Annotated in this window: 15 protein-coding genes; 2 read left to right on the top strand and 13 right to left on the bottom strand. The window is 39.2% G+C overall.

The annotated features are described in order from the left end of the window. Positions 1 to 241: 241 nt before the first annotated feature. The 3 genes from BIV20_RS01550 to BIV20_RS01540 form a co-directional block, all read right to left on the bottom strand. On the bottom strand, positions 242 to 1678 hold the full coding sequence (locus BIV20_RS01550; protein ID WP_075721442.1) for a plasmid recombination protein: 1437 nt from the start codon (positions 1676 to 1678) through the stop codon (positions 242 to 244). Positions 1679 to 1936: 258 nt separating this feature from the next. Then, on the bottom strand, positions 1937 to 2932 hold the full coding sequence (locus BIV20_RS01545) for an AAA family ATPase (protein WP_075721443.1): 996 nt from the start codon (positions 2930 to 2932) through the stop codon (positions 1937 to 1939). Positions 2933 to 2946: 14 nt separating this feature from the next. Further along, complete coding sequence (locus BIV20_RS01540; RefSeq protein WP_014078576.1) at positions 2947 to 3183, bottom strand: hypothetical protein; 237 nt, start codon at positions 3181 to 3183, stop codon at positions 2947 to 2949. A 150-nt stretch (positions 3184 to 3333) separates the two neighbouring features. Between BIV20_RS01540 and BIV20_RS01535 the strand changes: the two genes are divergently transcribed. After that, positions 3334 to 3765: a helix-turn-helix domain-containing protein gene (locus BIV20_RS01535; RefSeq protein ID WP_075721444.1), complete on the top strand. Its 432-nt coding sequence runs from the start codon at positions 3334 to 3336 to the stop codon at positions 3763 to 3765. Between the two features lie 57 nt (positions 3766 to 3822). After that, positions 3823 to 4878: a tyrosine-type recombinase/integrase gene (locus BIV20_RS01530; RefSeq protein ID WP_075721445.1), complete on the top strand. Its 1056-nt coding sequence runs from the start codon at positions 3823 to 3825 to the stop codon at positions 4876 to 4878. Positions 4879 to 5108: 230 nt separating this feature from the next. Here the strand turns inward: BIV20_RS01530 and rpsI are convergent, their stop codons facing one another. From rpsI to BIV20_RS01480, 10 genes are all read right to left on the bottom strand, one after another. Beyond that, a complete protein-coding gene (gene rpsI / locus BIV20_RS01525) occupies positions 5109 to 5501 on the bottom strand; it encodes a 30S ribosomal protein S9 (protein ID WP_075721446.1) in 393 nt (130 codons plus the stop codon). A gap of 17 nt (positions 5502 to 5518) precedes the next feature. Next, positions 5519 to 5947, bottom strand: a complete 429-nt coding sequence (gene rplM / locus BIV20_RS01520; protein WP_075721447.1) for a 50S ribosomal protein L13 — start codon at positions 5945 to 5947, stop codon at positions 5519 to 5521. A gap of 247 nt (positions 5948 to 6194) precedes the next feature. Then, a complete protein-coding gene (locus BIV20_RS01515; protein WP_075721448.1) occupies positions 6195 to 7514 on the bottom strand; it encodes a hypothetical protein in 1320 nt (439 codons plus the stop codon). Then, positions 7511 to 8269: a tRNA pseudouridine(38-40) synthase TruA gene (gene truA / locus BIV20_RS01510; protein ID WP_075721449.1), complete on the bottom strand. Its 759-nt coding sequence runs from the start codon at positions 8267 to 8269 to the stop codon at positions 7511 to 7513. Before truA ends, BIV20_RS01515 begins: the two co-directional genes overlap by 4 nt. 48 nt (positions 8270 to 8317) lie before the next feature. Beyond that, positions 8318 to 9118 (bottom strand): energy-coupling factor transporter transmembrane component T family protein, encoded by an 801-nt coding sequence (locus tag BIV20_RS01505; RefSeq protein ID WP_075721450.1) that lies wholly within the window; start codon positions 9116 to 9118, stop codon positions 8318 to 8320. 9 nt (positions 9119 to 9127) lie between these two features. Continuing rightward, positions 9128 to 9979 carry an energy-coupling factor transporter ATPase gene (locus tag BIV20_RS01500; RefSeq protein ID WP_075721451.1) on the bottom strand — a complete coding sequence of 284 codons (852 nt, stop codon included), beginning with the start codon at positions 9977 to 9979 and terminating at the stop codon, positions 9128 to 9130. Then, positions 9964 to 10815 (bottom strand): energy-coupling factor transporter ATPase, encoded by an 852-nt coding sequence (locus BIV20_RS01495; RefSeq protein WP_075721452.1) that lies wholly within the window; start codon positions 10813 to 10815, stop codon positions 9964 to 9966. The genes BIV20_RS01500 and BIV20_RS01495 overlap by 16 nt, the downstream gene beginning before the upstream one ends. 9 nt (positions 10816 to 10824) lie before the next feature. Next, positions 10825 to 11328 carry a tRNA (uridine(34)/cytosine(34)/5-carboxymethylaminomethyluridine(34)-2'-O)-methyltransferase TrmL gene (trmL, locus tag BIV20_RS01490; protein ID WP_075721453.1) on the bottom strand — a complete coding sequence of 168 codons (504 nt, stop codon included), beginning with the start codon at positions 11326 to 11328 and terminating at the stop codon, positions 10825 to 10827. 21 nt (positions 11329 to 11349) lie between these two features. Next, positions 11350 to 12522: an aminotransferase class I/II-fold pyridoxal phosphate-dependent enzyme gene (locus BIV20_RS01485; protein ID WP_075721454.1), complete on the bottom strand. Its 1173-nt coding sequence runs from the start codon at positions 12520 to 12522 to the stop codon at positions 11350 to 11352. Then, the gene (locus tag BIV20_RS01480; RefSeq protein WP_075721467.1) at positions 12519 to 13001 is read right to left on the bottom strand and encodes an Lrp/AsnC family transcriptional regulator; all 483 of its coding nucleotides are present in this window, start codon (positions 12999 to 13001) and stop codon (positions 12519 to 12521) included. The genes BIV20_RS01485 and BIV20_RS01480 overlap by 4 nt, the downstream gene beginning before the upstream one ends. Positions 13002 to 13004 lie beyond the last annotated feature (3 nt).

The raw sequence follows: 13004 nt of genomic DNA, 5'->3' as shown, positions 1-13004 counted from the left end.
CGATTCAGTGTTGCCAAAATTTTACCAACTATAAGTACTATGTCTAGTCTATTTCACAAATACGAGCTTTGTTTCATTCCATTTGAAATATTTCATTATATTTTTACTTGCTATCATATATTCTACCTTTTTTACATTATATTATATTCGATATAACAACTAATAGCAACGGAACTTGTGTTTGACTTTTTTATATTATAGCATCATTATAAATCGAACACAAGTTCTACTATTGTTTAATTTATCTCCCCTCATACACCTCCCACAATCTCTTCTGTTCCTCCCCAATCCTCAATATCTCCTGCAAATCTCTCACCATTGCTTCAACATTAGCGTCCATCTGTTCAACAGTACCAGTACGATTACCTGCTGTAATCTCCCATTGAATACTCTCTTTAGAATAATATTCCTTAGTCTCCACATTCATATATCCATACACCAAATATGAATAACCATCACTTTTCTCTAAAAACACCGGAGCCACTTCTCCTTTAGAAGTTTTCCATCTCATCAGCCTTGGAAACCAGCATAAGCCTTCTTTTATCAGTTCTTTGAATGTCTCAAGCAGTTTGCCCAGCTCATCCAATATTCCACGGAATGAGTTTCCTGCCTCTATTGTCTTATCTGCTTCTACCTGATTAGCATATTCTTCTATCGTAGGTGCAAATAATCTGAATGACGATACAAAATTCTTGATTCTATCAAGCAATTTCGCTGCATCTTCTGCTTTTTCAATAGCATTTGCCAGCTCTTCATTTATCGATTGAAGTTTTTCCCTCTTTTCGTCAAGTTCCATTGATATCTGTTTTGATTCTCTACTATCCATTTCTGATAGCGACTTAGTAATCCGCCACATACTTTCCAGATATGAAATATCAGTCTCCAGTTTTTCTTTTTTATCCGTATATTCTTTTTCAACGGCTTTATTTGCCTTAACTGCCATATCCGACTCTTCCACCTGCTTTTGTAATTGTGTCAAATGCTTTGTCTCCTGAGCCACCTTATACTCCGCAACTGATAAATCGTGATTTCGACCTTTCGACTTTTCTTTTATCTGTTCCCCAAACCAGTCCTCGACTTCTTTATTTGCCACCTCTCGAAGTTCATCCTGCAGCACTCCCGATAACACATCTTTAGTGAATACCTTTCTTTTTGACACCTGCTTGCAAAGACCTTTCTTATATCCATCTGCCACAGGAACTCCCACAATGTGCATATGCGGACTATCCTCATCAAGATGAACCACAGCATTTGCAACTACAAACTGTGGTAGCCTCTTTCTAAGCTCGTCCAGTATTATCTGATATGATAATTTCATATATGACTTCATATCATCAAATTGCTTCCAGAACTCTCTGTCGCCTATCTGAATGATTATTTCAACTGCCATATCCTGTTCCTTACCTGCCACATGTTCAAAATAATCTTCAATTTTCCTATCTTGTCGTGTCTGCTTTTTATTATATTCTTCTAATGCCTCATCGAATTCTTTATGATATACTGTTTTCACATCATCAATCAGTTTTGATGTACCATATATGATGCAAATGTTGTCTTTGCTATAATCTGATGATTTATATTTTCTCAGGTTATGCTTTGCAACAGCTGCAAGCTTAGATTTCGATGTAATGGCACTTTTCTTATTGCTCACATGAGCTGTATATGAAATATTTCCCATTTGCATCTCCTTATCTGTACTACCTTTTTATCTGTTAAATCTATCGGAGCAGTGCAGTTATCATCTTGGCTCTGCCACAGATGATAACCCCCTAGCAGTTTTGGCAAGCCAAAATTGCAGTGGGCTCTCCGAGGGTTTTATATATTATCCTTACTATTACCAAGAGTTTAATAATCTGTATTTTTTATGATTGCAGACTCTAAACTCTTTCCTAGAATTTAGAATCTGCTTTTCCAAACATCCAGATTATTAAACTCTTTACTCCGGCATTACCCAAGTCCAGTAAATTGTTCCATCTTCTGCCTTTTCTTTATCTGATGTTATTCCCAGCTTTTTCTTTGCCGATAGAAGCGTGTTTCTCTTAATGCTCCTTTTTGCAGCTTCCATCATTATTTCATTTGAAGGAATCACTTTATTGGCACCAAAGTATTCTTTGATAAAATTCTCCGCAATGTCGAGCTTCTTTTTTCCTCTTCCTTCATTACCGGATAACAACTCATCTATAGTGATATCGTATGGTCCTATACATACCATTCCATTATCCTCTGTCATTTCAAATCCTATTGCATCCCCTGCTGGAGCTAATGAAGATTTATCATGTGCCATTATCCTGATATTCGGTTTATCACGGAGCCTTGCCACCAACAGAACACTTCTGGCAGTTGCCTGTATATCAATAGAACCAAGTCCTCTGTATGTTGATTTGCTGCCGGATGCCTTATTCATATGACCAATAAGAATAATTGCACAATTATGCTTTTCTGCTATTATTCCAAGATGCTTTAGCACCGGTCTTATTTCATTTGCTCTGTGCATATCAACTGTAGCTCCGATATATGCCTGAATCGGATCAAGAATGATTAACCTTGCCCCAGTATCGATTATTGCCTGCTCCAGCCTATCATCTGTCATTGATAATTCCTTATCTGTCTCATCAATAACCCGAATCATGGAACAATCTGCTCCTGCCTTTTCTAATCTGGGCTTAATCGTATCTTCAATTCCATCTTCTGCGGTCTGGTAAATGATATGAATAGGTTCATATTCTTTATCATCATCACATGGGAGCGGCAAGCCCCTGCTAAGAGCTGCCGCTAACTTGAGAACCAAAGTTGTCTTTCCTTCTCCCGGATCTCCTTCAATTATTGTTATCTTTCCGTATGGTATATATGGATACCATAGCCATTCCACCTCTTTTGAAACCACATCCTCCATATGGATAAGTTTCAGTTCAACATTCTGTTTTTCAACCATATTCATCCTCCTTGCTATACTGCTTCTTTGTTAAAATATCCTGTTTCTTCCCAAACTTTTTTATCCGGACAATAATAGCTGAACTCATTTGAGCTCCCTACCTTTATTGCCGTTCCAAATTTGAGTAATCCTTGTTGTATTCCCAGCCTTACATACTGTGCGTCCTTCCCTATTGCACTTGCAATCTCTTTTATTGGTACATTTCTCCCTGTAAAAGCTGGTAAATCACCCTGATAGATAACTTCTGGCATCTCTACCACCTCCTCTTTTATATAGAGCATTTCTTGCTCTGTTATGTTTTGCATTATACAGACCTTTGTTTGCTCTGTCAATAGTTTAAAATTTAATGTTGACTATTAAATATTGGTGTGTTACATTTACAATCACAGGAGGTTGAAGCAATGAATACAGGTAAAAAGATTAAATTAATACGAACCTTTCGTGGTTTAACCCAGAAAGAACTAGGCGAAGCTTGCGGAATACATGAAGTCGCTATCCGTAAGTATGAGCTTGGAAAGAATCTTCCTAAGCCTGAACAGCTTAGAAAGATTGCAGATGCACTTGGTGTCAATGTTAATTCATTGATGGAATTTGATATCGAGGCTGATGGTGATGTACTACCATTACTATTTGCTATTGATGAAGCATTTGACATTTCTATCAAGGATTTAGACAGAGAGCCCGGCATATTCTTTTCCAATAAGAATCTTGTTCAGTTTCTTAAAGACTGGCAGGCTATGAAAGAATTACTTGATAATGGCAGCCAGACACAGGATAATTACGAAATATGGAAGACTATCCGCCCAAGTGTGACAAAGGTAACCCACGAATAACAATCATTTTATCCGTTTGCTATCAGCTTTCTAGTAAATAGCGAAAGGATGGTGCTTATGAAGTTACCCAACGGATACGGAAGCGTTGTAAAACTTTCCGGCAAAAGAAGAAAACCTTATCAAGTGAGAAAGACTGTAGGCTGGCACTATGATGCGGAAAAAGACAAACAGGTTCAGGATATGATTACAATTGGATATGCAGCTACCAGAGCTGAAGGCTTGCAAATGCTTGCTGATTACAATAATAATCCATTTGATACCAAGGCTGCTAAGATGACTTTTTCAGATGTCTATGAAGAATGGTCAAAGCGTAAGTTTCCTACTATATCAGAATCTAATGTAAAAGGATACACAGCATCCTATAAATCCTGTGAACCCCTTTACAACAAAGTTTTCAAGGATATTAAATTAGTTGATTTACAGACTGTTATTGATACCTGCGGTAAGAATTTTCCTACTCTCAAGAAAATCAAAGTCCTGTTTAACCAGCTATTTGATTATGCTTTGAAAAATGATATTTGCAACAAAGATTATTCAAGCTTCGTTGATATTGTTCAATACAAGGATCGTAACCCTAACAAATACGATAGAAACAAGTTTGAGAAAAATGAAATTGATATTATCTGGGAACAAAAGGAAGATAAATATTATCAGATAGTATTGATGCTCCTATATAGCGGAGTCCGTATCTCTGAAATGCTTGATTTGAAGAAAGAGAATGTTCATCTTGATGAACAGTATTTTGATGTTATCTGTAGTAAAACAGAAAATGGTATCAGAAAAGTTCCAATAGCAGACAAGGTTCTGCCATATTACAAGGCTTGGTATGAATCCTGCCCTGAATGTGAATATTTACTTCATACAGAAGATGGAAAACATTTTGAATACCGAAACTACTACGATAGCTATTTCAAGCCATTGATGGAACAGATAGGTATTAATCGTACACCGCATTGCTGCAGACACACATGTATCTCAATGTTAGCAGAAGCCGGTATTAACCAGACTATAATCAAAAAGATTGTAGGGCACTCAGGTGCTATGACACTGACTGAGAAAGTATATACCCACTTTGATATAAAGGAGCTTGTAGATGCAATTAACAGAATTTAGAAAACAATCGGTGCCATTCGCAGATTGCAAAGCAATCTTGCTCATGACATGCAAAAAGGACATTCCCCAGTATTTCTACTGAAAAATGTCCTATACATATCAATATCTTTGTTGCATACCTGCTGCATATGTGTTGCATTCGATGTAAATTCCAGCACATCTGACAGCATTCCACAACTTCTGTAACCCTTGTAAAATGGGCTTTTCTTGATATCTTCGTTCTTGAAAGATTATCTCTTTGAGAACTGTGGAGCACGACGTGCTGCTTTGAGACCGTATTTCTTTCTTTCTTTCATTCTTGGGTCACGGGTTAAGAATCCGTTAGCCTTAAGAACTGGTCTGTACTCGTTATCTACCTGTAACAAAGCTCTGGAGATACCATGTCTGATTGCTCCTGCCTGTCCTGTGTATCCGCCACCTCTAACGTTTACTAAAACGTCAAATTTATCAGCTGTTTCTGTTGCAACTAATGGCTGACGAACGATAACCTTTAATGTCTCTAATCCTAAATATTCATCAATATCTCTTTTATTGATTGTAATCTTACCGGTTCCAGGTACTAAATATACTCTGGCGATAGATTTTTTTCTTCTTCCTGTTCCGTAATACTTTGTATTAGCCATCTTATTTTACCTCCTGATTAAAATGTTAAAGCTTCTGGTTTCTGAGCTTCGTGTTTGTGTTCTGGTCCAGCGTATACGAATAACTTCTTATACATCTGTCTTCCTAAAGGTCCCTTTGGAAGCATTCCCTTAACAGCAAGTTCGATAACTCTTTCTGGTTTATTAGCTAACATTTCCTTTAAAGTGGTTTCTTTCATTCCACCTACATAATCGGAGTGATGATAGTAAATCTTCTGGTCTAATTTCTTACCAGTTACTTTAATCTTCTCTGCATTAACTACGATAACGTAATCTCCAGTATCAATGTGAGGAGTGTAGATTGCTTTGTTCTTTCCTCTTAATACTTTTGCTACTTCAGATGCCAAACGTCCTAAAGTCTTTCCTTCAGCATCAACTACATACCATTTTCTTTCAATTGTTGCCGGGCTGGCCATAAAAGTTTTCATTGAATGTTACCTCCTTGAATTTTCCAATGTTACTCTGATATCCGAATGCCGTCCAAGTGCTTTAAATATGAAATTCATTCGTTCTATCATTTTCACACCATTTACATTTTTCTTTGTACATCAAAGCAAAAACGCTTCGCCGGGGTAAGGCTTGCATTTCTAACTCGCCATACTGCTCAATTATATTACACGGACTCGCGTGTGTCAATCCTTTTCTTTTATTTTTAAATTTTTTTAAATTTTTGAACTAACCCACAAAACGGCAATAACCGCTAAAACTAATCCGGGTAACAACTCCATTTTGCGTATTCAAATAAATACCATAGTTGCCAAGTCCCTCACCTGTAATATAAAAATCCTCTGCGCTCTGATAGAATCCATATTTTTCCAGACATTCCATTGCATCCTGCTCTGAAATTCCCGGATACAGACCAAATATAGTTAAATCGCCAACCTTCTCATTTTGATAGGTAAATGAACCATCATCTTCATAATAGAAGGAAAATACTTCTTTTCCATCACAAATACCGATATGCTCTATGCCATATTCATCTTCTGTTATTGTAACAGAAGATGTGGAAGTGATTTTTCTTTCCACTTCTTTTATATCAAAATCTTTTTCCATACAGAAAACTCCCATATCCCCTTTAGCCGAATTGCCACTGCCCAATGCCTGCTTTCTCATCAACTCCAAATACGCAGACGTATAATGCATAAAATTTTCAACATCTAATGCTCTATATGAAACATTAAGAGGTTTCGCATCTCCTATATAAGACTGATACCATGCATCATACTCTTCCTTATCTACCGGACGCTCTGTACTATAATTTCCCGGCTCATTAATAAAATATAAAATGCCATCCCCATCTGTATCAAGTTCATCCGGAAACATATTGCCGTCATAATCCTGTTCCCTGTAACCTTTTTCCCAACTGTCCACACTAGCCACTTCCAAATAGGTATCACTGCTGCTATCATACTGATATAAAGTAAATGGCCATAAGGTTTCTCCCAATCCCTGATTGTGAGACCAGCCTGCCATCACCGTTCCATTATCATAGTATGTTACATCTGGAAATTCTGCCAGTTCCTCCTGCAGTGTATCGCTCTCCGGATCATATGCGTATACACGTTCTACCATGGCAGCCATATAAGTATTGATAAAGCAAATCAGTAATTCTTCCTTTCCATCCCCGTCAATATCCACAATGGAATACTGATTTTCTCCCATATCTCCGTCGATCGAATCTACCTGACTGCCATCCGGCCACTGGTAGGCACAAACCAGTCCTGACAAAATGCCTGCATAATAATGTCTTATTTTCGCTGTATTGATTTCTTCCTCTAATTTCTTCTGCTCTTTCGTAACAGCATCCTCTTTCTCTGATTCTTCTGTTTCCGCTTCTTCCTCCCCATCATCTTCTGTCTGCTCTTCACTTGTTTCAACTTCTACATCTTCCTGAATAATATCTTCTACTTTTTCTTTTGTAGAACATCCGCTCATCAAAACCATACCTGCCATCAAGACAGCTCCCATTTTTTTTGCTAATAATTTCACTTTCATACCTCTTCTCCTTTGTTCTTATATTCAATTCCTATCATTGTCAATCCATGTGCCGGTGCCGTAGGTCCCGCCGCACTGCGGTCCTTTTTTTCAAGAATCTCTAAGATATCTTCCGGCTCCTTTTCTCCCACACCTACCTGCACGAGCGTTCCGGCAATAATTCTTACCATATTATAAAGAAATCCCGTTCCCGTCACTCGTATGGTAATGATATCCTCTAAGGATTTTTCCACCTCACAGGAAAGAATTGTCCGCACGGTGTCTTCGACAGTCGTATGAATGGAGCAAAAACTTTTAAAATCATGAGTTCCCACCAGATAGGCTGCCGCTTTCTTCATTTTTTCCACATCCAGATTGCGATAATAAAAATACGTGTCTTTTCGCAGTGTCGGAATCGGAATCTTCCGATTCAAAATACGATACTCATATGTTTTTTCACTATAGCAATGTCTGGGATGAAAATCCGGTGCCACTTCGCAGGAGCTTTGCACTACAATATCCTCCGGCAAACGCTGATTTAGCGCATAACAGATTTTTTCCGGCGGAATCCGGGTATCTGTATCAAATACTGCCACATTTCCAAGAGAATGAACCCCGGAATCCGTACGGCTCGCTCCCGTTACTTTAATCGTTTCTCCCAAAAGCTCCGATAAAGCCTTATTCAATACTGCTTCTATAGTAATCCCACTGGGTTGTATTTGCCATCCACAATAATTGGTGCCTTCATAGGCTACTACCAGTTTTATTCTTTTCATGCTGTTTCCTCTCTAATTCACAAAAGCAGGCTCAATTCCTGCCTGCTTTTATATCAATACTTTTATCAGAATCACAAGTACCATATATGCAAAAATCACTCCATATGATACTAAATCTGCTTTTTTATATTTTAACGGTTTCATCTTGGTTCTTCCGTCTCCGCCATTGTAACAGCGCGCTTCCATCGCCATTGCAAGGTCGTTTGCCCGACGAAATGCCGAGATAAAAAGCGGTACTAACAACGGTACCATTGCTTTTGCCTTTTTGATGAGGTTTCCACTTTCAAAGTCTGCGCCTCTGGCAATCTGGGCCTTCATAATCTTATCTGTTTCTTCTACCAAAATTGGGATAAATCTAAGCGCAATAGACATCATCATTGCCACTTCATGCACCGGTACATGTATTTTGTTCAAAGGCCGCAATGCCTTTTCCATACCATCCGTCAACTGATTTGGTGTGGTTGTAAGGGTTAACGTTGAAGTTCCAAGTATCAGATAAATCAACCGAATTGCCATAAATATGGCACTTTTTAATCCTTCCTTGGTGATAGTCAATTTCCAAACCTTCACCAGTATTTCTCCCGGTGTTAAAAACAGGTTGAACATGGCTGTAATCAACAAAATAATAACGATTGCTTTTAGTCCCTTTACCATAAAACGAAATGGTACCTTAGAAAGCTTTATCATTGCGATCAGTGCAAGGGTAACCAACACAAATCCCCATACCCCCTGAAATGTAAATAGGGATATTACATAGAAAACAACTGCTAAAAGCTTTACTCTTGGGTCTAATTTATGAATAATCGAATCTGCCGGATAATATTGTCCGATTGTTATATCTCTTATCATATGATTTCCTTATCTTTCCTGAAAACATTTTAAAATAGATGCCTTGGCTTCTTCTAATGTAGTCGCTTCACCATCTACCGGAATTCCTTTTTTTCTCAATTCATGCATCAAATACGTCACCTGTGGAGCGGCAAGTCCTACTGCCTCCAACTCCTGATAATGGTGAAATACTTCTCGTGGTGTTCCGTCCAACATGACGCTTCCATGATTCATTACAATCAGCCTGTCTACATACTTTGCCACATCTTCCATGCTATGGGACACCAGAATAATGGTCATTCCCAACTCCTGATGCATTTTTGCCACCTGGTCTAGTATTTCATCCCTGCCCTGCGGGTCTAGTCCTGCGGTTGGTTCGTCCAACACCAATACTTCCGGCTTCATAGCAAGAACGCCTGCAATGGCAACTCTTCGTTTTTGACCTCCGGAAAGTTCAAAGGGCGACTGATACCAATATTCCTCCGGAAGTCCTACACTTCGCAATGCTGTAAAAGCACGCAATTCCGCATCCTTTTTGGATAATCCCTGGTTTAGCGGTCCAAAGCAAACATCTGCAAAAATTGTTGTTTCAAAAAGTTGATGCTCCGGATACTGAAATACCAATCCCACCTTACCGCGCAGCTCTTTCAGACTAAAATCTTCATCATAAATATCCTGTCCGTTATAATAGATTCCTCCGGAAGTAGCCTTTACCAGACCGTTTAAATGCTGTATCAAAGTAGACTTTCCGGAACCGGTATGCCCGATAATCCCAATGAATTCTCCATCATCAATTTTCAGACTTACATTCTTCAAAGCATGAATCTCATATGCAGTTTTCTCACTGTAAACATAATTTACTTTATCTAATATAATCGACATAATGCATCCACCAATTCCTGTCTTGTTAAAATTCCTTCCGGAATATCCATTCCAGCCTTACGAAGTTCATATGCCAAAAGTGTAATCTGCGGCACATCCAGACGATAGGACTTCAGCGTATCCACCTGTGAAAAAATATTTCTAGGTGTTCCCTGCATTACCACTTTTCCTTTATCCATCACATAGACACGATTCGCCCGAATGACTTCTTCCATATAATGAGTAATTAGTATAACGGTAACGCCCTTTTCTTTATTTAGACGTTCTACGGCATCCAGCACTTCTTTTCGCCCGTTCGGGTCAAGCATAGCAGTAGGCTCGTCCAACACAATACACTTTGGCTCCATTGCCATAACTCCGGCAATAGCAACCCGCTGTTTCTGACCACCAGAAAGCTTATTTGGCGAATGTTCCCGATACTGAATCATGCCTACCGACTTCAAACTATTTTCTACTCTTTTCCATATTTCATCCGTAGGAACTCCGATATTTTCCGGACCAAAAGCAACGTCTTCTTCTACGACACTTGCAATAATCTGGTTGTCCGGATTCTGAAAGACCATTCCTGCATTTTTTCGAATATCCCAGAGGTTTTCTTCCTTCGTTGTATCTTTTCCATCTACCCACAGAGTACCGCCACTGGCTTCCAACAGAACATTCAAATGTTTGGCAAGGGTAGACTTTCCGGAACCATTGTGTCCTAACACTGCAATGAATTCGCCCTCTTTAATATCAAGGTCAACTCCATCCAATGCAACATCGATTCCTTCTACATTGCCCTCTTCATCTCGTCTGATGTATTCATGTACTAATTTTCTGGCTTCAATAAAGTTCATGTTTCTCTCCTAATCGTCCCAGCTCAATCGGTGCAATTCCCCTTCCAGTTTCATGTGGTCAAACTGATTCTGCCGCAATGCCTCATAGAGTACAACAGCGACCGAATTGGAAAGGTTCAGGGAACGTGTTTCTCCTATCATCGGTATCCGCACACAAGCATCCGGGTTCTCTTTTAAAATTTCTTCCGGAATTCCTGCACTTTCTTTTCCAAACATAATAAAACAATCCGGTTCATAATTTACTTCTGTATAAACATGACGCCCCTTGGTGGTTGCCATATATATTTTAGCTCCCGGATTCTTCTCCAAGAAATCTTCCCAGTTCACATAACGCTTTACGTCCAAGTCCTGCCAGTAATCCATACCTGCTCGTTTGAGAGCCTTCTCACTTAAGGAAAATCCAAGTGGCTCAATCAAATGCAAACTTGTCCCGGTTGCTACACAGGTACGCCCAATATTTCCTGTATTTGCCGGAATCTCCGGCTCATATAATACAATGTTTAACTTTGCCATATATCTTCTCTTTTCTATTTACTACTTTTTCTGTGCTCTCAGTTCCGTCACAAATTCCTCCATGCGATCTAATGCAACCTTCAGCTTATCCAAAGAATATGCATAAGAAATTCGAAGGAATCCTTCCCCACATTCTCCAAAAGCCGTTCCCGGTACAACTACCACCTTTTTTTCCTTCAAAAATCTGGTAGCGAATTCATCGGAAGTGATGCCAAATTCCTGAATACTCGGAAATGCATAAAATGCACCATACGGTTCAAAACATTGCAATCCCATTTCCTGAAAACGATGCATCAGATAACGACGTCTTCCATCATATTCCTCTCGCATAGCTGCCACATCATGGTCACCATTTCGTACCGCCTCTACCGCTGCATACTGACTGGTGGATGGTGCACACATAATAGCATACTGATGAATCTTTAACATCTGCTCTAAGATAATCTTCGGCGCACAGGCATATCCCAAACGCCATCCGGTCATGGAGTATGATTTGGAAAATCCATTGATCAATACGGTACGTTCCTTCATTCCCGGTAGTGATGCAATGGTCACATGGTCTTCCAAATAAGACAGTTCCGCATAAATTTCATCACTGAGTACATACAAATCATGTTTCTTTACTACTTCTGCAATCGCCTCTAAATCCTTTCGCTCCATAATCGCTCCGGTAGGATTATTTGGAAACGGAAGTACCAAAAGCTTCGTCTTTGGTGTAATGGCTGCTTCTAATTCCTCTGCGGTAAGACGGAATTCATTCTCTTCTTTCAGATTAATGATTACCGGTGTACCATTAGCAAGCGTTGCACAAGGTACATAGGAAACATAACTAGGCTGTGGGATTAGCACCTCGTCCCCCGGATCTAGCATAGCACGCATTGCCATATCAATCGCCTCGCTGCCTCCTACCGTTACCATCATTTCTGTATTATAATCGTAAGATACCTGAAATCTTCGTTCCAAGTATTTTGCAATCTCTATCTTTAATTCTTTTAATCCTGCGTTTGAAGTATATGCAGTCTTTCCTCTTTCCAGCGAATAAATTCCCTCGTCTCTGATATGCCACGGTGTATCAAAATCCGGCTCTCCCACACCCAAAGAAATAACGTCTGTCATCTCTGCTGCAATATCAAAAAACTTTCGAATTCCGGAAAAAGGAATATCTACGATGCGTTCTGATAACGGATTTCTCATAGTGTCACCAACATCCTTTCATCTTCTTCCGGTTCTGCTATGATGGTACCGTGATCCTTGTATTTTTTCAAAATAAAGTTTGTCTTTGTACTTAAAACAGGATCAAGCGTAGAAAGCTTATCGGATACAAACTGAGCCACCTCACGCAGAGTCTTTCCTTCCAATGTTACCAGCAAATCATACCCTCCGGAAATCAAATACACTGCATTCACTTCCGGATAATTGTAGATACGCTCTGCCACACTATCAAATCCGCGTCCTCGCTGTGGCGTTACCCGTACTTCAATCAACGCATTTACCTTTTCAATACTGGTCTTCTCCCAGTCAATCAATGTATGATATCCACAGATAATATGCTCCTCCTCCATAGCTGCCATCTCGTTAGCTACGGTTGCTTCATCTACGCCTAATACAATTGCCAGTTCTTTTAAATCTACCCTACTGTTTTTTTCTATAAAAGTTAAAATCTTTTCTCTCATTTC

This window comes from Roseburia sp. 499 (assembly GCF_001940225.2).
Taxonomy (GTDB): Bacteria; Bacillota; Clostridia; order Lachnospirales; family Lachnospiraceae; genus Petralouisia.
The sequence above is the reverse complement of the archived record's forward strand: the minus strand, read 5'-3'. Positions and strand labels throughout refer to the sequence as shown.

Coding starts and splice junctions, on each gene's coding strand:
- BIV20_RS01550 (WP_075721442.1), bottom strand. CDS start 1,678: ATGGGAAATATTTCATATACAGCTCATGTGAGCAATAAGAAAAGTGCC.
- BIV20_RS01545 (WP_075721443.1), bottom strand. CDS start 2,932: ATGGTTGAAAAACAGAATGTTGAACTGAAACTTATCCATATGGAGGAT.
- BIV20_RS01540 (WP_014078576.1), bottom strand. CDS start 3,183: ATGCCAGAAGTTATCTATCAGGGTGATTTACCAGCTTTTACAGGGAGA.
- BIV20_RS01535 (WP_075721444.1), top strand. CDS start 3,334: ATGAATACAGGTAAAAAGATTAAATTAATACGAACCTTTCGTGGTTTA.
- BIV20_RS01530 (WP_075721445.1), top strand. CDS start 3,823: ATGAAGTTACCCAACGGATACGGAAGCGTTGTAAAACTTTCCGGCAAA.
- rpsI (WP_075721446.1), bottom strand. CDS start 5,501: ATGGCTAATACAAAGTATTACGGAACAGGAAGAAGAAAAAAATCTATC.
- rplM (WP_075721447.1), bottom strand. CDS start 5,947: ATGAAAACTTTTATGGCCAGCCCGGCAACAATTGAAAGAAAATGGTAT.
- BIV20_RS01515 (WP_075721448.1), bottom strand. CDS start 7,514: ATGAAAGTGAAATTATTAGCAAAAAAAATGGGAGCTGTCTTGATGGCA.
- truA (WP_075721449.1), bottom strand. CDS start 8,269: ATGAAAAGAATAAAACTGGTAGTAGCCTATGAAGGCACCAATTATTGT.
- BIV20_RS01505 (WP_075721450.1), bottom strand. CDS start 9,118: ATGATAAGAGATATAACAATCGGACAATATTATCCGGCAGATTCGATT.
- BIV20_RS01500 (WP_075721451.1), bottom strand. CDS start 9,979: ATGTCGATTATATTAGATAAAGTAAATTATGTTTACAGTGAGAAAACT.
- BIV20_RS01495 (WP_075721452.1), bottom strand. CDS start 10,815: ATGAACTTTATTGAAGCCAGAAAATTAGTACATGAATACATCAGACGA.
- trmL (WP_075721453.1), bottom strand. CDS start 11,328: ATGGCAAAGTTAAACATTGTATTATATGAGCCGGAGATTCCGGCAAAT.
- BIV20_RS01485 (WP_075721454.1), bottom strand. CDS start 12,522: ATGAGAAATCCGTTATCAGAACGCATCGTAGATATTCCTTTTTCCGGA.
- BIV20_RS01480 (WP_075721467.1), bottom strand. CDS start 13,001: ATGAGAGAAAAGATTTTAACTTTTATAGAAAAAAACAGTAGGGTAGAT.